This window comes from Pantoea sp. USHLN298 (assembly GCF_037149395.1).
Classification (GTDB): domain Bacteria; phylum Pseudomonadota; class Gammaproteobacteria; order Enterobacterales; family Enterobacteriaceae; genus Pantoea; species Pantoea astica.
This window is the reverse complement of record NZ_JBBCRO010000005.1, coordinates 197,389-216,649: the sequence shown is the minus strand read 5'-3', so window position 1 is coordinate 216,649 and position 19,261 is coordinate 197,389. Positions and strand designations below refer to the sequence as shown.

Genomic DNA, 19,261 nt, shown 5'->3' with positions numbered 1-19,261 from the left:
CTATCTCTGGACCGGGCAAGTTTCGGAACAGCAATTTTCCCCTTGCATACCACGCCCCTGTCAGTATCTAATATACGAAACATATACGATTCATATAAGGCTGATATGGGCATCGTAAAAATTTCCGATCTGATGCATGAGAATCTGCGGATCGCCAGCCAGGCGATGAGTCGATCGATCAATGCACAGGCAGAGCACTGGCTAAAGCTGGGGATGCTGGCTGAGTTCTATCCGCAACTGACCCAGCATCAACTGGCGCAGATGCTGGTTCGACTGGAACTGGAAGGCAGTGCAGATATCCGACATTTATTTCATCAAGAAAGGCTCACTTCACAAGGAGATGTGTCATGAACAGCGTTAAAATTCATACAGCGGCTGAAATTGAGAAGGCGCGAGCGGCCGGCCATGCCGCAGCCCAGGTGCTGGCAATGATTACCCCGCACGTACGGCCCGGGATCACCACTGAAGAGCTTGATGATATCTGCCACGACTATATTGTGAATGAGCTGAAAGTGGTTCCGGCTAACATCGGTTACCACGGTTATACCCGCACCACCTGTACCTCGGTGAACCATGTGGTTTGTCACGGTATTCCTGCCAGCAAGAGGCTGAAGGATGGCGATATTGTGAATATCGATGTGGCGATCATCAAAGACGGCTGGTACGGCGATACCAGCCGGATGTATTTCGTCGGTACGCCGTCAGTACGCGCTAAGCGCCTGGTCGATATCACCTATCAGTCGATGGTGGCCGGCATTAAAACGGTCCGTCCTGGCGCGACGCTGGGCGACATTGGTGCAGCCATTCAGCGTGTGGCTGAATCGGCAGGTTTTTCGGTGGTGCGCGAATATTGTGGTCACGGTGTGGGCGAAATCTACCATACCGATCCGCAGGTGCTGCATTACGGTACGCCAGGTGAAGGTATGCCGCTTAAAGCCGGTATGATATTCACCATCGAGCCGATGATTAATGCCGGCAAAGCGGGCACCAGCGTACTGTCTGATGGTTGGACGGTGGTGACGAAAGATCGATCTCTTTCAGCGCAATGGGAACATACCGTGGCGGTTACTGAAGAGGGATTTGATTTGTTAACGCCGTGGCCGGAAGGCACCGGCGAATATGCGCCCATCTGAGCCTGAAGCCTGAGGATGACCTCAGGCTTACCCTTTTTACGCGCAAAGAGGATTATCTGCGCCCTTTTACCACTGATGCTGCCCAGTTGAAATCACTCACTTCACTGGCCGCCAGGGATGACGGTTTCTTTCTGCGCACGGGCTTTTTCTTATCCTTCTCTGCCTGCGCTTTCTCTTTTTCCAGCTTGCTCGACATAATCAGCTGTCGGGCTTCCGTATTGAATTCTTTCTCTTTTTTGCTATCCGGCTCTTTACCGGTCCGTTGGCGATATTTCTGCACCAGCCCATTGAACGTTTCCTCTACAGCCAGTCGTTCATCAGCGTTGAACTGATCAATCGAGATCATCTTTTTGTCGTTCATAGCATCGTGTCCAGTGGTGAATTCACCGGCCAAGTGTACCGCATCTGAAGTGGGTACAGGTGGCTGAATCGCATTTATCCGTTAACACGCGCCTTCAGCAGCAGTCAGGTGCAAAAATGCGGACTTTGTCCCTGTTGAAATTAAGGATATCTCTTAATATAAAACTCATCTTTATCAGGTTTAATAGCAGTGACCACGTATTGCCGGGGAGCTGAAGCTATGGCAAAAGAGAACGATCGACTGTCGCAGGCGCTGTTGCGACGACATGGCATTGGCGTCAAACAGAAGCGCATTCATTTTCGCGGCAAAGATTTGCTGTTTCAGCTGCACAACGCCCATTACGAGGTGTTCAACGGCAGCCAGTGCATCGCAACACTTGATACTAACAACATCAATGATGCGATTAAGCAGTTCAAATTACGTAGTTCGCAGGCGGAGTAGCGGCCAGCGGGTGATTTACAGGGGCGATCTGCCGCCTGCGACCGGGTTCACGTCAGCGTTCTACACCACGTAAATCCCCCTATCGCTATGCGGCCGATGGGATGTCGCAGAATGCGCGGTTTAAGAAGTTTCTGTTCTTTCAGTCGAGGCTGATTAGAATAACCGGACATCCTTTCAGACACAGGTATCCGATGAAAATCACTATTCACAAAGAAGATGAGCAGTTCATGAGCAACTTCTTTGCTGCGCCCTGCCACGCTGTAGAAACAGACTCGCCGCAGGCTGCGCAAATTCAACAGTCGCTGCAACTGGCCGTTCAACAAAAAAACATCGAAGCCGAGGGTGACTGGAAGCGTACGCTGACTTTTCTGTTGCTGTTTATTTTTCTTTATGCGGCGCTGGGTGCCTCGTTAACGCTGGATCTCAGCAGCAGCACCGGCAGTCATAAAAGCATTACCTATGCGCTGGAAGCGATTCCGGTGCTGATCGCCTTTTCCGGCTTCTTCATTTCGATTCTGTTTGTATTTCTGACCCGCGCCAGCGCGCGCAAACAACGTAACTGGGAAAATACCATACGGGTGCTGGAGAAATATTCCATCGGCAACCTGTTTAAGGTGACCCATATTCAGGGCGCCGGCACCAGCAACTACTCGGTCGCTAACCTGACAATCTCCCTGGCGCTGTTTATTTGTCTGACCTGGCTGGTGATTTATAACTATCTCACCTTTACCACCAGTGGCGTGTTTGGCAGTGTGATCTCATTATTTATCAGCACTATGGTCTATGTGATTCTGGATATTCAGCTGCTCAAACCGTTCAGTCATGTCGCAGAACATGATGAAGCTGATAACGAGGATGCGGAGAAGAATCAGGCGATAAAAGAGCATAAATCCGACGAGTAACTCTCCCTGATGCAGCCTCACTAAAGGCTATCCGGCACCTTAGTCGGGTAGCTTTTTTTTGCCTGGCGGCGGGTGATTAGATCACAAGGGTTATATCGGTTTCTGTCAGAAAGAAGTTTGCACTCAAGTCAGATGAGTTGTTATCCAATCGGGTAAAAAGTATGTTGTAACTATATTAGCTGTGCACTCATCACCTCTAACCTTCTTTCTTTTCGCGAGTCTCACCTGTGATCAACTGCGCGAGCCCGATATCCGATTGTTCACGGCCTGCCCTACCTCAGGCCGTGAAACCTTTACCAGCCGGTTTTCTGCATATCAATCACAAAGCGGTATTTCACATCGCTGGTCAGCATCCGCGCGAAAGCTGTTTCAATCTCTTCGCCCGTGATCATTTCAACATCGGCTGTAATGTTGTGCTGACCGCAGAAATCGAGCATCTGCTGCGTCTCTTTTATACTGCCGATTGAGGTGCCGCTGATGCTGAGACGGCGAAACACCATTGGCGTTACGTTCGGTGATGGATGCGGTTGATCGGGAATACCGACCAGTACCAGCTGGCCGTTGGTCTTTAACGTCGCAAGGTAAGGATCAAGGTCATGAGGTGCTGCCACGCAATCCAGAATGATATCGAGTGAAGTCTGACACGCCGCCATTTGTCCGGCATCGCGTGAAACCACTACCCGATGCGCACCGAGCCGCCGCGCATCGGCGCCTTTTTCTGGCGATGTGGTAAACAGCGTGACTTCGGCACCCAGCGCACTGGCCAGCTTAACCGCCATGTGCCCCAACCCACCCAGACCGACTACGCCAACTTTGTGGCCGGCTTTAACATTGAAATGGTGCAGCGGAGACCAGACGGTCACGCCCGCGCAGAGTAACGGCGCTACGGCATTCAGTGGCAGGTTATCCGGGATCGAGACCACAAAATTCTGGTCAGCAATCACCTGATCCGCATAGCCGCCATAGGTGTTGCCACCGGTATATTTATCAGTGCCGTTATAGGTCGGCGTGAAGCCGGTTTCGCAATATTGCTCTTCCTGCTGATGACAAAAATGACACTCACCGCAGGCGTCCACCATGACCCCGACACCGACAGTCTGACCCACTGCATAACGTGTGACGTTGTCACCTACTGCCGCCACCCGGCCAACTATTTCATGACCCGGAACTAAAGGATAACGGCTGACGCCCCATTCATTACGCGCCATGTGCAGGTCTGAGTGACAGACGCCACAGTAAAGCACATTAATTCTGACGTCATCCGGCTGCAGATCGCGTAGCTCAACCTCCCCCGTGTGTAATGGTTGAGTTGCCTGTGATGCAACCAGCGCATGAATTTTCATCTGTCGCCTCTTTGTAATGGTTGGGGAACGAAAGCGGCACACTATAGACATCCGGTATCCATTTTGGTAGTAGTTACCATTTGGTTACCATCAAAGGAACAACGTTTTATGCCGGTATGGGTTGAAGGAAAGCTCTGCTTCTATGCAGACTCACCGCCGCGGCGGCTGCTGGAATTGTTTGCCGTCAAATGGAGCACCATGGTGCTCCATGCGCTGTATCACTGGCCGGATAACCGCGCGCGTACCGGTGAGCTGGAGCGGAGTTTGCAGGGCATTTCAAAGAAGATGCTGATTCAGACGCTACGGGAACTGGAGCAGCGCGGGCTGGTTGCGCGTGAAGTGCATCAGGTGGTGCCACCCAAAGTGGAATACAGCCTGACCGCACTGGGCCAGCGCTTTGCCGAACCGATTGAACAGATGTATCAGTGGGGTCTGGAGAATCAGGCGGCGCTGGATGAGATGGAACGCCATGCGCATAATAAGCAGGATGTTACGGGGTGACGATCGCTTCGTCACCCGTGGCGATAATGTCGCTTTTCAGCAATGCCGGCGAAACTCAGTCGAACGGAAATTCGCGAGCCAGCAGCCGGGAGATGACATTCAGCGCGCCTTCATCATTGTTGCTCTGCGTCTGGTAACGCGCTACGGCTGCCACAGCGTCAACCGCATTAGCCATTGAAAAACTGAAGCAGGCCTGTCGCAGCATCTCTATATCATTGGCGCTGTCGCCAATCGCCAGCACTTCACAGTCGCTGATGCCCCATTTTTCCTGCAGCAGTGCGATGCCATGCGCCTTGTGGCAACCAGGAATGATCAGGTCGATGAAGCCAAAGCCACTCGAGACCGGATGCATGATGTTCTCCAGCTCGCCCAGCTTGTCGTGCAGCCGTTGCAGTAAGGCGTCCACGCCTTCATGCGCCAGGTTAAGCGAAAATTTGAAAATGGTGTCATCGATATCATACAAATCGTCACGCTTTTCCAGCCGGTGGTAATGATTCGCCAGCATCGCCAGCACCTCATCAGACGCGGAGGAGTGCACATAAGCGCCGTTACGTCCGCACACCACCACCGCGATATCGGGTTCATGCGCCAGAATATCGAGGATCTGATGGACTTTCTCTTTGGCTAACTCGCCGCAAAAAATTTCTTCATTGCAGTCCGAAACCCACGCACCGTTTTCCGCTACAAAGGCAATCTCATCTTTTATGTCAGGGAAATAGCGCTGTAGCTGATAATACTGATTTCCACTCGCGACCACGAAACGGATGCCCTTCTGCTTCAGCAGCGCATACTGACGTGCGAACCGCTGGACGTTGTACTGTTTGTTGTCATCCAGAAAGGTGCCATCCATATCCACCGCAATCATCTTAACCGCCATCTCGCCTGCCCCTTTACCTGCGCCGTCATTTCCTTTCGGCTGATTGATTTGATTCATAAAGCTTACTCGCTGTGTGGATTATTGAGAATGCTAATAGTGAGTTTGTTAACGGCTTTCAGAGCGTTCCGGTAGGGAACTTGTGTTACAGCGCACGTTTTTTATGGTTACAACGATGTTAATCTCAGCCGTAATTTACGAATGAAGGTTAATCATTTTTCATCCGTAACTCAACCCTGACACGTTAAGGAGCATGAGATGACAACGAATTTCCGGGCTACGCCGCTTCCTGCCGACGTTAAAGCGGCTATCCGACAGATGAAACAGCAGTTACGCAGCCAGATTGGTGATGTCGAGGCGTTGTTCCGCCAGGTGTGCGAAAGAATCGAAGCGGCCATTGGCGAGGCAAAAGCGGAGGAACAGCGAACAGGTAGCGCCTGGCCCGTTGTACCGATGCAGGCCATCGCCGAAGGACGGGTTTCAGATGAAACCCGGGCGCTGATAAAACGCCGCGGCTGCGTAGTCATCAAACAACATTTTTCCCGCGATCAGGCACTGGCGTGGGATAAGTCGATGCTCGACTACCTGGAACTGAATCACTTTGATCAGCAGTATCGTGGTCCCGGCGATAACTTCTTTGGCAGTCTTGAGGCGTCACGGCCGGAAATTTATCCGATTTACTGGTCACAGGCGCAGATGCAGGCGCGTCAAAGTGATGCCATGACGCAGGCACAATCCTTTCTTAATCGCCTGTGGACCTTCGACTCACAGGGAAAACAGTGGTTCGATCCCGATGTCAGCGTGATCTATCCCGATCGAATCCGTCGTCGACTGCCAGGTACCACCTCGAAAGGATTAGGTGCGCATACCGACTCCGGCGCGCTTGAACGCTGGCTGCTGCCCGCTTATCAGCAGGTGTTTGGCAAACTTTTTAGCGGTGATTTCGACGCCTACGATCCGTGGGATGCCGCGCATCGCACCGAAGTGGATGAATATGATGTGCCCGACACCACCAAATGCTCGGTATTCCGCACCTTTCAGGGCTGGACCGCCCTGTCAGATATGATTCCAGGCCAGGGCTTGTTGCATGTGGTGCCGGTACCGGAAGCGATGGCCTATGTTCTGCTGCGTCCACTGTTAGCCGATGTGCCGGACGACGAGCTGTGCGGCGTAGAACCGGGTCGGGTATTACCGATTAATGAGAAATGGCATCCTCATCTGATTGCCGGACTCAGTTCCATCCCGGCTTTAGAAGCGGGCGATTCCGTCTGGTGGCATTGCGATGTGATTCATGCGGTGGCACCGGTAGAGAATCAGCAGGGCTGGGGCAACGTGATGTACATTCCGGCCGCGCCGATGTGCGATAAGAATCGCGCTTATGCCCGCCGGGTAGCCCAGGCGCTGGAACAGGGTCGTTCGCCCGCTGATTTCCCGCCTGAAGATTATGAAACAAACTGGCAGCAGCGTTTTACGCTGGCCGATCTGAATCAGAATGGTCGCCGGGCGCTGGATTTAGCCTGATTTATCACCGCGCCGGGGTCCGGCGCGGTCTTTTCCCTGTTAAACTGCAGCAACTGTTTTTTCTGCGAAACTGGCTTATGAATCCGCGACATCATCAGATTATTCAACTGGTTAATACCCGGGGTACCATTGCGGTCAGCGAGCTGGCACAGCTGACGGGTGTCTCTGAAGTAACGGTGCGTCAGGATCTTACTCTGCTGGAGCGCGATCGCTTACTGCGACGGGTCCATGGCTCAGCACTGGCGCTCGACAGTGACAATGTGGGCACCCGCATGAATACCCGTTATCCGGTCAAACAGGCGCTGGCTAATCATGCCGCCAGCCTGGTGGCAGCCGGTGAGTCGGTGTTTATCGAAGGCGGCAGCACCAATGCCTTACTGGCGCGCGCGCTGGCGGATCGCAGCGACATTACGCTGATTACCGTCAGTCATTACATCGCCCAGTTACTGCGTGAGGCCGCCTGTGAGGTGATTGTGCTGGGAGGCCTGCTGCAAAAAAGCAGTGAATCGATGGTCGGCCCGCTGACCCGTTACTGCATTCAGCAGATCCACTTTCATAAAGCGTTTGTCGGAATTGATGGCTGGCATCCGGAGAGCGGCTTCACCGGTCGCAATATGCTGCGCTGCGATGTGGTGGATGCGGTGCTGGCGAAGGGCATCGATAGCTATGCGCTGACTGACAGCTCGAAGTTTGGGCAGATTCAACCCTATCCGCTGTCGCCAGGCTATCAGGTCCGGCATCTGATCACTGATGATCAACTCGATGCCCTGACCCTGCAACAACTGAAGGAACGTGACATTGATGTGATTCAGGTCATTGCCGACTAAGCACGGCGACCGGGCCCGTCCGAGAGTGAATCACGCAGTATCAGGCTGCCGCTGAACGGAGGCCTGGGCCGCCATTCCCCGCCATCCAGCATGTTCACCAGCCGGCCAATGGTTTCGTTAATCATTTCGGTGACCGGCAGTTTTACGCTCGACAGCGAGGGTGTGATATAGGGTGCCAGCGGAATATCGTCAAAGCCCATGACTGAGACCTGTTGCGGTACCGCAATGCCGCATTCAGTCAGCCGCTTGATAGCCCCAATCGCCATCTCATCGTTGCTGGCGACTATCGCGCTGAACGCCACGCCGCGCGCCAGCAGGTGATCCACCGCAACCATGCCGCTCTGTGCGGTCCATTTCCCTGTCACAATCCGCTGCGGCTCAGCCGGAATATCTGCCGCCTTCAGCGCAGCCTGATAACCGGACAGCCGTTCCATGCCGGTCGGAGAATCCAGCGAACCGGTAATAAACGCAATATCCCGATGACCGTGAGTGACCAGATGCGTCACCGCGCTGGCGCTGGTCGCGTGCTGATCGACATAAATGCAGTAGCTGTCATTGACGCGCAGGCGGCGATTGATCACCAAAATCGGCTGGCGGTGCTGGGAAATTATGGCATCCAGCGCATCGATAGAGAGAAAACGCGGATAAATAATAATGCCGTCACAGCGCAGATCGAGCAGGAACTGGATCGCTTCCCGCTCCTGCTCAGCGGTATGTTTACCATCGGCAAGAATAAGCTGACGGCCCTGCTGTTCCATCATCCGCGCCGAATGCGCCATCAGTTCAGCAAAGTAACTGCCGCTATACAGCGTATTAGTGATCACCAGCCCAATGGTCTGGCTGGACTGGGTCGCCAGATTACGCGCCAGCAGATTAGGCCGGTAGTCGGTTTCAGCAATCGCCTGTAGCACCCGTTCGCGCTTCTCCTGACCGACATAGCCATTACCGGACAGTACCCGTGACACGGTGGCTTTCGACACGCCCGCCCGAGCTGCTACATCCTGAATCGTTGCCATTTAACCTGCTCCTTCACTGCGCATGATTGCAGTCTACCTAAGCCTCTCATTGTTGGAAATATTTTCGCTGGCGTAACCGCGCCCGACTCACGATTTCGTGGTGAGCTACATCACAAAATTTAAAAGTGGTGATTTTTAGCGCTTGTCGCCGTCAGTAAAGATCTTCATGATTTTGTGAAACCGGTTTCCTATTCGCCGCTGACACAGGGCAAAAAAACATAACACTGACCGATTACCCTACAGAGAAGATCCCCCATGCCCAGAAACTATGACGAGGTTTCACGCGCGATTGTCGACGCGTTAGGTGGCCTCACCAATATCGAAGCGCTTACGCATTGCATGACCCGCCTGCGCTTTGTGGTCAAAGATCAGACCCAGGTCGATTTCGTCCGGCTGAAGGCCATCGATGGCGTAATGGGCGTGGTACATAACGACACCCAATGCCAGGTGATCATTGGCAATAATGTTTCGCAGGCGTATCAGGCGGTGATGCAGCTCGGCTCGCCCTCCGCGTCCTCATCGGCGCCGGTAAAGCGTAAGCTGACGTTGAAAGGGATCGGTGCCGGCATTCTGGATGCGCTGGTCGGCACCATGTCACCGCTGATTCCCGCCATTATTGGTGGGTCGATGGTTAAGCTGCTGGCGATGATCCTCGATATGGCGGGCGTGTTTGAAAAAGGCTCATCAACGCTGGTGATACTGAACGTCATTGGCGATGGCGCGTTCTTCTTCCTGCCGGTGATGGTAGCGGCCTCGGCCGCGCTGAAATTTAAAACCAACATGTCGCTGGCGATAGCCATTGCCGGCGTGCTGGTGCATCCCAACTTCATTGACCTGATGGCGAAAGCGGCTCAGGGCCAGCCGGTGGAGTTTGCCTTTATCCCGGTGACCGCCGTTAAATATACCTATACGGTGATCCCGGCACTGGTGATGACCTGGATTCTGTCGCACATCGAGCGCGGCGTGGATCGCATTACCCCAGCCGTGACCAAAAACTTCCTCAAGCCAATGCTGATTGTGCTGATTGCCGCCCCAATCGCGATTGTGCTGATTGGGCCGATTGGCATCTGGATCGGTAGCGGCATCTCAGCGCTGGTCTATACCGTTCACGGTTATCTCGGCTGGCTGTCGGTCGCCATCATGGGTGCTATCTGGCCGTTGCTGGTGATGACCGGGATGCACCGGGTTTTTACCCCAACCATCATTCAGACCATTGCAGAAACCGGTAAAGAGGGCATGGTGATGCCGTCAGAAATTGGTGCCAATCTTTCGCTGGGCGGTTCGTCGCTGGCGGTGGCATTCCGGACTAAAAATCGCGAACTGCGCCAGACCGCGCTGGCCGCAGCGGCATCAGCGATCATTGCCGGCATTTCGGAACCGGCACTGTATGGCGTAGCGGTGCGGCTAAAACGTCCGCTGATCGCCTGCTTAATCAGCGGCTTTATCTGTGGTGCGGTGGCCGGGATTGGCGGACTGGCCAGTCATTCAATGGCCTCGCCTGGCCTGTTTACCAGCGTACAATTTTTCGATCCCGCCAACCCTATGTCTATGGTCTGGGTTGCCGCCGTGATGGTGCTGTCGGTGGTACTGTCCTTTGTGCTGACGCTGATTTTAGGTTTCGAGGACATCCCTGAAACCGAACCGTCGCCCGCGCCAGCAGCAACGCCTGCATCCGAGCGCACCAACGCGATTAACGCTAACTAATGGGCCATGCTGACCCGAAACCAGAGGATGTCATGTCTGAATCAAGATTCCCGCAAGGATTTTTATGGGGCGGTGCGTTAGCCGCCAACCAGGCTGAGGGTGGCTATCGTGAAGGCGGAAAGGGCTTAACCACCGTTGATATGATCCCCCACGGCCCGCATCGGATGCCGGTGAAACTCGGGCTGGAGCGGCGTTTCACCCTGCGCGAGGATGAGTTTTACCCCAGCCATGACGCCATTGATTTCTATCATCGCTATGCGGAAGACATCGCGCTGATGGCGGAAATGGGATTCAGCGTATTTCGCACCTCCATCGCCTGGAGCCGGCTCTATCCGAATGGTGATGAACTGACGCCGAATCCGGAGGGGATTGCCTTCTACCGCGCGGTGTTTGAAGAGTGCCGGAAATACAATATCGAACCGCTGGTCACCCTGTGCCACTTTGACGTACCGATGCATCTGGTGACCGAATATGGCTCGTGGCGGAATCGCAAAATGATCGACTTTTTTGCCCGCTATGCCCGCAGCTGTTTCGAGGCCTTTGACGGTCTGGTGAAATACTGGCTGACCTTTAATGAGATCAATATTTTGCTGCACAGCCCGTTCTCCGGGGCCGGACTGGTATTTGAGGCGGATGAAAATCACGACCAGGTGAAGTACCAGGCCGCCCATCATGAACTGGTGGCCAGCGCGCTGGTGACCCGAATCGCCCATGAGATTAACCCGGCGAATCAGGTGGGCTGTATGCTGGCGGGCGGCAATTTCTATCCCTGGTCAAGCAAACCGGAAGATGTCTGGGCGGCACTGGAGAAAGATCGCGAAAACCTGTTCTTCATTGATGTGCAGGCGCGCGGATACTATCCCGCCTATGCGGCGCGGCTATTCCGTGAAAAAGGAGTCAGTCTGGAGATAGCCGACGGCGATGCGGAAATCCTGAAAAACAGCGTCGATTTTGTCTCGTTCAGTTACTACGCCTCGCGTTGCGCGTCGGCGGAGATGAACGAGCTTAACAGCAGCGCCGCCAACGTAGTGAAGTCCCTGACTAATCCCCATCTGACGCGCAGCGAATGGGGCTGGGGCATCGATCCGCTTGGGTTACGCATCACCATGAATATGATGTATGACCGCTACCAGAAGCCGCTGTTCCTGGTGGAAAATGGCCTTGGCGCACGGGATACGATTAACGCTCAGGGTGAGATTGAAGATGATTACCGCATCAGCTATCTGCGTGAGCATATCCGGGCGATGGGCGACGCCATCGCCGATGGCGTGCCGGTGCTCGGCTATACCAGCTGGGGCTGCATCGATCTGGTGGCCGCATCAACCGGCGAAATGAGTAAACGCTACGGGTTTGTCTATGTGGATCGGGACGACCTTGGCCGGGGAACGCTGGCCCGCAGTCGGAAAAAATCGTTCTGGTGGTATAAAAAAGTGATCGCCAGTAACGGTGAAGATCTTGAGTGACAACGTCACTGCCTTAGCCCGCTAAACCGCAGCGGTTTAGCGGGGCCATCGGCTATTGCAGGCCGGCGGCGTGCCGTTGTATTCCGCTGACAATTATCGTATAACAAACGTCTCCGAGGGGTGTCCTGTTATGGGCTGAGATGGTGCAAACCGAACCCTTTGAACCTGATCTGGGTCATGCCAGCGAAGGGACGGGTCGGCAGAGTCTTCTGCAACATCTCCTGCATCATTGCCTGTTCTTCACCGTATGCCCGGATCTCCCTGAGTTAACACTTTTCGTTAACCAATAGTCACTGGAGATCCCATGTCACTTTCACTTTTTGAAACCGGCTTTTATGGCCGCCTGCGACAACAGGCTGGCGATCACTGGCACGCCTATGTCTCTCACGATTTTGTACAGCAGCTCGCTCAGGGCACGCTGCCAGCGGCCGCCTTTCGGCATTATCTCACCCAGGATTATCTGTTCCTGCTGCATTTTGCCCGCGCCTATGGGCTGCTGGTCAGCAAACTGCACGATCCGGTCGCGCTGCGAACCGCAACGGCCTCTCTCAATGCCATCGTCAATGAACTGCCGCTGCATCGGGCTTACTGCCAGCAATGGGGGATCAGCGAAGCCGCGCTGCTCAGTCAGACCGAAGCGGTTGAAACATTCAACTACACCCGCTACGTGCTGGATGTCGGCCACAGTGGAGATGCGCTGGAGCTGCTGACCGTGCTGATGCCGTGCGTTGCAGGCTATGCCGAAATCGGCCTGAGGCTGTTACAGGCTCCCGCCACGCTGTCCGACGGTAATCCTTATGCCGCCTGGATAGAGAATTATGGCGATGCCGATTATCTGGCGGGCGTCAGAGCCTCACTGGCACTGTTCGAAACGCTGGCCCGGCAGCGCGCCGGCGCAGCGCGTTTTGAACGGCTGGCAACCCTCTTCACCACCGCCACCCAACTGGAATCCGCCTTCTGGCAGATGGGGCTCAATCATCAATCCCCTTTGTCACCATGAGCGACTCAGGAGCATTACTGCCGCCCGGCATCTCAATCCGTGACCTTTGCGTCGATTTTGCCGCGCATCGGCTGTTTGACCGGCTCAGTCTGGAGATTCTCCCGGCAAGTTTCACTGCCCTGCTCGGTGCCAGCGGTATCGGAAAGAGTACCTTAATGCGCGTCATCGCTGGCCTGACGCCGCCGACATCCGGAGTGATTAGCGGCAGTGATGGCCTGCCGCTGGCTGGCCGGATCGCCTGGATGGGCCAGCAAGATTTGCTCTATCCGTGGCTGAGCGTTGAGCAAAATGTCTGCCTTGCCAGCCGTCTGAAGGGTGAAAAACCGGACCGCCTCTGGGCGCAACATCTGCTGAAGCGGGTGGGTCTGCATCGTCACGCAACGGCGCGGCCCGCGACGCTCTCCGGCGGGATGCGGCAACGGGCTGCGCTGGCCCGCACGCTGTATGCGCGCAAACCGATCGTCCTGATGGATGAGCCTTTTTCCGCACTTGATGCCCTGACCCGCCATCAGATTCAGACACTGGCGGCGGAGGTGCTGGCACATCATACCGTTTTGCTGATCACCCATGATGCGGCGGAAGCCTGTCGGCTGAGCCATCAGATGCTGATACTCAGCGCCTCCGGTCTGGAATCCTGTCAGCCGTTGCCGGGCCAGCCGCCGCGCGCGCCGAACGATATCGGCGTCATAGAGAGTCAGGCAGCCCTACTGCAAAAACTGTCACTGTCAGAGGTGGCCGGATGAAACAGCTTAACGGTTTAGCCAGAATGTGGCGCGGCATCACCCTGTTTAGTGGACTGATTGCGCTGTGGTGGCTGATCACCCTGACGTCGATTCCGGCGTTTCTGCTGCCTTCGCCCGTTGCGGTGGCACAGGCGTTATGGGCGAACAAAGCCTGGCTCGGCTATCACAGCCTGATTACCCTCACCGAGATCCTCTGCGGGATGATCACCGGCGTCGCGCTCGGCGCTCTGCTGGCGCTGGGCATGACGTTTTCGCCGCGTCTGCAACGCTGGATGATGCCGCTGGTCCTCACCAGCCAGGCGATTCCGGTGTTTGCGCTGGCTCCGCTGCTGGTGCTGTGGTTTGGCTTTGGCATGAGCGCCAAAGTGGCAATGGCGGTGCTGGTGATTTTCTTTCCGGTAACTTCGGCCTTTTATGATGGTCTGCGGCGCGTGCCAACCGGCTATCTGGATCTGGCGCAGACGCTGGGCGCATCACGCGCATCGCAACTGCGTCACGTCCGGCTGTTAGCTGCGTTGCCTGCCTTAGCCACCGGATTACGAATGGCGGCGGCGGTGGCGCCGATTGGCGCGATCATTGGCGAATGGGTGGGTTCGGCAGAAGGTCTGGGCTATGTGATGCTGAACGCCAATGCCCGGATGCAGAGCGATATCTGTTTTGCTGCGCTGTTTATTCTGGTGCTGATGACGCTGGCGCTATGGCTGGCCGTCGATGCCCTGCTTCACCGCCTGATCGACTGGGCTCCTGAGAGTGCCTCATGACCTCTAATCTGCGAGATAAACCAATGCTAAAACCTGTTCTGTCAGCGCTGATGATCAGCGCCGCCCTCTCCAGCCCGCTGCATGCAGCGGAAAAACTGACCCTGATGCTCGACTGGTATATCAATCCGGACCATGCGCCGATTATGGTGGCGCAGCAAACCGGCGCGTTTAAAGCGGAAGGACTGGAGGTAACGATCGTGCCGCCCTCCGATCCGTCACTGCCGCCGCGACTGGTGGCGGCGAAGCAGGCGGACCTGGCCATAACCTATCAGCCGCAGCTGCACTTTTTTGCCGATCAGGGTTTGCCGCTGATGCGGGTCGGCACGCTAATCAATACCCCGCTGAATACCCTGATTACTCTGGATAAGACCGTGAAAAAACCGTCTGATTTGAAGGGAAAGCGGATTGGCTATTCGGTTAGTGGCATTGAACAGGCGACGCTCGATACCATGCTGCAGCACGACGGCGTGAAGTCCAGCGAGGTACAGCTGATCAACGTTAACTTCCAGCTGACCAGCGCGCTGCTGACCGGCAAAGTCGACGCGGTTATTGGCGGCTATCGCAATATCGAAGCGCTTGAAATCAGGCTACAGGGTAAACAGCCGGTGGTGTTTAACGTTGAGGATTATGGCGTTCCCGCCTATGACGAGCTGATTATTGTCGCTAACCGCGACGACGCGCATTCGGAGAAAATTAAGAAGTTTATGCGGGCGCTAAAACGGGGTGTGGCAGAATTAAAAGCGCATCCGGAAGCCAGCTGGCAGGCGTTTGCTGGCGCGCATCCTGAACTGAATACGCCGTTAAATCATCAGGCGTGGCGGGCCTCACTGCCGCTGTTTGCAGACGACCCGGTTAAGCTGGACCGCGCCCGTTATCAGGCCTATGAGCAATTTTTATATGATAACCATCTGATCAAGCAAATCACCCCGGTTGAGCACTACGCCATCGGCGGTGACTGACCGATGAAGCCCGCAGCGGTGGCTGCGGGCTTCACATCAGAGCGGTTTCTGATACAGCCAGTGCTCAATATCACTGGCGGGCAGCGGTTTAGAGAAGAAGTAGCCCTGGATTTGATCGCATCCGTACTCCTTCAGTAACCCCAGCGTTGCCTCAGTCTCAACCCCTTCAGCCAGCACGGTATAGTTCAGCTCTTTCAGCATCTGAATAATCCGTTTGACGATGATTTTTGACGAGTCATCTTCCGCCATCCGGGAAATCAGCGACATGTCGATTTTGATCACGTCCAGCGGAATATCCTGCAGGTAGCTGATGTTACTGTAGCCGGTACCAAAGTCATCCAGCGAGATGACAAAGCCGTGCGATTTCAGCGCTTCCAGGCCATGAATAGCGATGTTATTCCCGGTGATCAGCTCATTTTCCAGACACTCAATGCCAATAACCGAGGCGGGCAGTTGCGCTGCCTGCAGTTTCGCCACCAGCGAATCGGCAAACTCTTTTTTCGAGAAATCCCGCTCGCTGACGTTAATCGACACCGGAATCAGGGTGTATTCACGGTTCCAGCGCGCCAGCTGATCGATAACATGGTCGATGACCCAGTTAGTCAGATCGGAAATCAGGTTGGTTTTGCCGGCTAAGGGGACGAACTCCGACGGGAACAGTTCGCCACGTTCTGCATGATGCCAGCGAATCAGGGCTTCCAGCCCCACCGTCTTGCCACTTTTCAGGCAGACTTTGGGCTGATAAGCCAGGTAGAGACCTTCATCTTTTTTCAGCGCCAGCGCCAGATCGTTCATGATCATGAAATCTTCAGTCCGGCGGGTATCGTAGCTCTCATCAAAAGACATTGTGCTGATACCTTCATCAATCGCTTCATGCAGCGCACTGACCGCCTGACGGACCATCTCATTGGCACTGACCTGACCGGGTACAAAATCAGTTTCGCCGGTAAAAATATCCAGATCGAGGGTGATATTTTCTGCCAGATCCGCCTTCATCCCCTGCAGCACCTCAATCATGCTGTGTGCGGTATAGCGACCTGACCAGGGCTGGATCACCGCAAAACGGCCGGGCGCGAATGAGTAAAGCGTTTCGCCCGCAGGCAAATCAAGCCGCGCAGTGACCTGCTCCGCCATCTGTCGCAGCAGTTTTTCCATCGGCGCGATGCCCACGGTGCGCGACAATTCATAGGCGCGTGGGATATCAATGCAGTCGATCAGGATTAGACGAAAGCGACTGTGGGGTGCGGTGACCGACAGTTGCTGAATATCGCGGATCAGCCTTGGCCGGTTAGGCAGATGGGTGATGACATCGGCGAAACCGGCATTGTTCCAGGCATCGAGAAACGAGGTCACCAGTCTGGCCAGCAGCTTCAGCGTGTCGAGCTTCTCTGCGCAGAACGAATGCGGCTGAGTGTCAGTGACGCACAACGTACCCAGCACCGCACCGTCGAGGTTCTCAAGCGAAACCCCGGCGTAGAAACGGATATGCGGCTCACCTTCCACAAACGGGTGCACAGCAAAGCGTGAATCCAGCAGAGTGTCGAACACCACCAGATGCCCTTCGCCATCAATAACGTGGCGGCACAGGGACTCATCGCGGGTCGACTGTTTTAGGTCGAAATTGCGCGAGGCCTTAATATATTGATTATGGTCGTCAATAATAGAAATAAAACTGCCGGAGATCCCTAATACCTGGCTGGCCAGATGAACAAATTTCTCCAGCACCTGATCGCGGGTTTCATCAGGTGACAAGAGTGCTTTGACCGCCTTGAGACGTTTTTCGTCACTGCCATTTTGATCGTTATGCACTGAAATATCCCCTATACAGGCGCAAAACCGAAAATAATCTCGCTTAATAAGACTTAATTAGCGCCCAAATTTCAGACAGGTAGCGATGCAGGCTGACATTAATTTCAGCGTGAAACAGTGTCGCATGATATCTGATCGCTGTCGAAACCATTTACTTCTTTCCTTTACTTGTGCAACAGCGGCGTTTCAGTACGGAAACCCAGCCCAATCAGTCGGCCAAAGACAAAACGCAGAAACGGCAGGCGGCGGATTATCGCCGGGATTTTACTGCCCTGGGTCGATTTGCGTCTGGCCTTATTACGGCTCATTTTAATTTGCAGGAATTGCGTCGCCACCGTGGGAAATTGCCGACGCTGCTGGACCTTTTCCAGATCGCGCAGCGTCAGTTCACCGGCCAGCAGCGGCCCGGTAAGCAGATTAGCCGTCGCCACCGCGTCCTGAATCGCCAGATTGACGCCAACGCCACCAATCGGTGACATCGCATGAGCGGCATCACCAATGCATAACACGCCAGGCCTGGCCCACTTATCCAGCCGGTCAATGCGAATCGACAGCAGCTTAAACTGATCCCAGTGAGTGATTTCGTTGATGCGTCCGGCGCCAAACGGCGAAATCGCCGCAACCTCAGCAAGAAAAGTCTCAAGGCCGGCGGCTTTTTTCGTCTCAAATTCGCCTTTCGGAATCGTCAGGCCGCACTGCCAGTAGTCACCGCGATCGATCACAATAAAGTTTTGCCGCGGACCTTTGTGTCCCATGCCAGACACAGGATCGTCTGGCTGTTTGCTCAGCCGGAACCAGATAACATCACGCGCAACGCCGAATGTCTGGCTGGTGAGTGCGGCTCGCGCTCTGACCTGTGAGTGACGACCATCGGCGCCGATCACCACTTTGCAGCGGATATGCAGTTGCTGGTCGCCGCGGCTGGCGATCACGCCGCTGACGCTGTCATGATCGTAGAGAAAATCTTCAAACGCCGTTGATTGCAGCAGCGTAAAACCGGGGTAGCGGGCGCTTTCTGCCGCAAGGAAATTCAGGAAATCCCACTGCGGCATAAAGGCGATAAAACGGCACTGCACCGGCAGTCGCGAGAAATCCGCCATGGTGATGTTCTGGCCCGCGATCTCCGCCTCCAGTTTTTCCGCGCGCTGATGCGGCAGCTTCAGTAAACCTTCTAATAAACCGAGCGCAGCCATGATCTCCAGCGTCGAGGGATGAATGGTGTCGCCGCGAAAATCGTGCAGGAAATCGGCGTGCTTTTCGATGACGACGACCCTAAGACCCGCACGGGCAAACAGATAGCCCAGCATTAATCCGGCCGGGCCGCCGCCGACGATACAACAATCTGCGGCGAGAATTTCAGTGGAATGTGGCTGCATCTCTGCTCCCTGTAGCGCCAGTATTGCTATGATTAGTGAGTCAATTGCGGCTCGTTGACTGCAATCCGTTAACGATATTGCTTTCAGGCTAATCACTCATCGCAATGAGTGCTAACTGAAAACGGCTGAAGACCTGCTCAGATCTGCAATCCTCCGGAGATCATCATGATTAAAGTGGTACGCACCGCCCTGATTATTTCACTGCTGTTTAGCCCGCTGGCGATGGCTAAATCGGCTTATGAAACGCTGAAGTTTGCCCTTCAGGAACAGCAGATTACCGATGATTTGCGTCAGAAATGCCAGTTGCCACCCAACCTTTCAGATGACGCCCTGCGCCAGACCTTCCTGAATGACCCGCAGGATAAAACGCCGTTAATTGCGGCAGCGCAGGCGCTTAAAAATAACGATAACTCAGCCTACCGCGAACGGATGGCCCAGGTGGTATGTCCACCGCAGGCGGGATAACCGCCAGCGCTTCAGATCGGCAAGGCATTCGCATGATGTTTTGTATTCCCGGCGTCACTCAG

Annotated in this window: 20 protein-coding genes and 1 riboswitch; of the genes, 14 read left to right on the top strand and 6 right to left on the bottom strand. The window is 54.8% G+C overall.

Translation table 11 applies throughout. The features are described from left to right. Nucleotides 1-105 precede the first annotated feature (105 nt). Entirely contained in the window at nucleotides 106-351 is a 246-nt protein-coding gene (locus tag WFK59_RS14535; protein WP_233988267.1) for a ParD-like family protein, read from the top strand. Next, on the top strand, nucleotides 348-1,133 hold the full coding sequence (map, locus tag WFK59_RS14530; protein ID WP_336756116.1) for a type I methionyl aminopeptidase: 786 nt from the start codon (nucleotides 348-350) through the stop codon (nucleotides 1,131-1,133). The genes WFK59_RS14535 and map overlap by 4 nt, the downstream gene beginning before the upstream one ends. A gap of 52 nt (nucleotides 1,134-1,185) precedes the next feature. Here map and WFK59_RS14525 read toward each other — a convergent pair whose 3' ends face one another. After that, entirely contained in the window at nucleotides 1,186-1,494 is a 309-nt protein-coding gene (locus WFK59_RS14525) for a hypothetical protein (protein ID WP_233988271.1), read from the bottom strand. 219 nt (nucleotides 1,495-1,713) lie between these two features. Here WFK59_RS14525 and WFK59_RS14520 point away from each other — a divergent pair, with 219 nt between their 5' ends. Further along, nucleotides 1,714-1,935: a hypothetical protein gene (locus WFK59_RS14520; protein WP_233988272.1), complete on the top strand. Its 222-nt coding sequence runs from the start codon at nucleotides 1,714-1,716 to the stop codon at nucleotides 1,933-1,935. Between the two features lie 191 nt (nucleotides 1,936-2,126). Beyond that, entirely contained in the window at nucleotides 2,127-2,837 is a 711-nt protein-coding gene (locus WFK59_RS14515; protein WP_336756114.1) for a RipA family octameric membrane protein, read from the top strand. A 293-nt stretch (nucleotides 2,838-3,130) separates the two neighbouring features. Here the strand turns inward: WFK59_RS14515 and WFK59_RS14510 are convergent, their stop codons facing one another. Continuing rightward, nucleotides 3,131-4,180, bottom strand: coding sequence for an NAD(P)-dependent alcohol dehydrogenase (locus WFK59_RS14510; protein WP_336756112.1), 1,050 nt, complete (start codon nucleotides 4,178-4,180; stop codon nucleotides 3,131-3,133). 108 nt (nucleotides 4,181-4,288) lie between these two features. Between WFK59_RS14510 and WFK59_RS14505 the strand changes: the two genes are divergently transcribed. Further along, entirely contained in the window at nucleotides 4,289-4,681 is a 393-nt protein-coding gene (locus tag WFK59_RS14505) for a winged helix-turn-helix transcriptional regulator (protein WP_336756110.1), read from the top strand. Between the two features lie 55 nt (nucleotides 4,682-4,736). Here WFK59_RS14505 and WFK59_RS14500 read toward each other — a convergent pair whose 3' ends face one another. Then, nucleotides 4,737-5,558 (bottom strand): Cof-type HAD-IIB family hydrolase, encoded by an 822-nt coding sequence (locus WFK59_RS14500; protein ID WP_233988783.1) that lies wholly within the window; start codon nucleotides 5,556-5,558, stop codon nucleotides 4,737-4,739. A gap of 255 nt (nucleotides 5,559-5,813) precedes the next feature. On the opposite strand from WFK59_RS14500, the gene WFK59_RS14495 reads away from it, so the two are divergent. Next, nucleotides 5,814-7,076, top strand: coding sequence for a DUF1479 domain-containing protein (locus WFK59_RS14495; protein WP_233988277.1), 1,263 nt, complete (start codon nucleotides 5,814-5,816; stop codon nucleotides 7,074-7,076). Between the two features lie 77 nt (nucleotides 7,077-7,153). After that, entirely contained in the window at nucleotides 7,154-7,903 is a 750-nt protein-coding gene (locus tag WFK59_RS14490; RefSeq protein ID WP_336756108.1) for a DeoR family transcriptional regulator, read from the top strand. Here the strand turns inward: WFK59_RS14490 and WFK59_RS14485 are convergent. Beyond that, nucleotides 7,900-8,919 (bottom strand): LacI family DNA-binding transcriptional regulator, encoded by a 1,020-nt coding sequence (locus tag WFK59_RS14485; protein WP_233988279.1) that lies wholly within the window; start codon nucleotides 8,917-8,919, stop codon nucleotides 7,900-7,902. The genes WFK59_RS14490 and WFK59_RS14485 overlap by 4 nt on opposite strands. 255 nt (nucleotides 8,920-9,174) lie before the next feature. Here WFK59_RS14485 and ascF point away from each other — a divergent pair, with 255 nt between their 5' ends. From ascF to WFK59_RS14455, 6 genes are all read left to right on the top strand, one after another. Beyond that, entirely contained in the window at nucleotides 9,175-10,623 is a 1,449-nt protein-coding gene (gene ascF / locus WFK59_RS14480; protein ID WP_336756105.1) for a PTS cellobiose/arbutin/salicin transporter subunit IIBC, read from the top strand. A 32-nt stretch (nucleotides 10,624-10,655) separates the two neighbouring features. Continuing rightward, nucleotides 10,656-12,086 (top strand): 6-phospho-beta-glucosidase, encoded by a 1,431-nt coding sequence (locus WFK59_RS14475; protein ID WP_336756104.1) that lies wholly within the window; start codon nucleotides 10,656-10,658, stop codon nucleotides 12,084-12,086. A 106-nt stretch (nucleotides 12,087-12,192) separates the two neighbouring features. Beyond that, nucleotides 12,193-12,295: riboswitch (TPP riboswitch) on the top strand. A gap of 95 nt (nucleotides 12,296-12,390) precedes the next feature. Beyond that, on the top strand, nucleotides 12,391-13,086 hold the full coding sequence (tenA, locus tag WFK59_RS14470; protein ID WP_336756102.1) for a thiaminase II: 696 nt from the start codon (nucleotides 12,391-12,393) through the stop codon (nucleotides 13,084-13,086). Continuing rightward, nucleotides 13,083-13,829: an ABC transporter ATP-binding protein gene (locus tag WFK59_RS14465; RefSeq protein ID WP_336756100.1), complete on the top strand. Its 747-nt coding sequence runs from the start codon at nucleotides 13,083-13,085 to the stop codon at nucleotides 13,827-13,829. The genes tenA and WFK59_RS14465 overlap by 4 nt, the downstream gene beginning before the upstream one ends. Continuing rightward, on the top strand, nucleotides 13,826-14,590 hold the full coding sequence (locus WFK59_RS14460; RefSeq protein ID WP_336756099.1) for an ABC transporter permease: 765 nt from the start codon (nucleotides 13,826-13,828) through the stop codon (nucleotides 14,588-14,590). The genes WFK59_RS14465 and WFK59_RS14460 overlap by 4 nt, the downstream gene beginning before the upstream one ends. 23 nt (nucleotides 14,591-14,613) lie before the next feature. After that, entirely contained in the window at nucleotides 14,614-15,549 is a 936-nt protein-coding gene (locus WFK59_RS14455; RefSeq protein WP_336756098.1) for an ABC transporter substrate-binding protein, read from the top strand. A 36-nt stretch (nucleotides 15,550-15,585) separates the two neighbouring features. On the opposite strand, the gene WFK59_RS14450 is transcribed toward WFK59_RS14455, so the two are convergent. Both WFK59_RS14450 and WFK59_RS14445 read right to left on the bottom strand, forming a co-directional pair. Then, nucleotides 15,586-17,358: a sensor domain-containing phosphodiesterase gene (locus tag WFK59_RS14450; RefSeq protein ID WP_233988287.1), complete on the bottom strand. Its 1,773-nt coding sequence runs from the start codon at nucleotides 17,356-17,358 to the stop codon at nucleotides 15,586-15,588. Between the two features lie 164 nt (nucleotides 17,359-17,522). Beyond that, nucleotides 17,523-18,734 (bottom strand): FAD-dependent oxidoreductase, encoded by a 1,212-nt coding sequence (locus WFK59_RS14445; RefSeq protein ID WP_233988288.1) that lies wholly within the window; start codon nucleotides 18,732-18,734, stop codon nucleotides 17,523-17,525. A gap of 165 nt (nucleotides 18,735-18,899) precedes the next feature. On the opposite strand from WFK59_RS14445, the gene WFK59_RS14440 reads away from it, so the two are divergent. Then, nucleotides 18,900-19,199 carry a YicS family protein gene (locus WFK59_RS14440; protein ID WP_336756097.1) on the top strand — a complete coding sequence of 100 codons (300 nt, stop codon included), beginning with the start codon at nucleotides 18,900-18,902 and terminating at the stop codon, nucleotides 19,197-19,199. The last annotated feature ends 62 nt before the right edge of the window (nucleotides 19,200-19,261 follow it).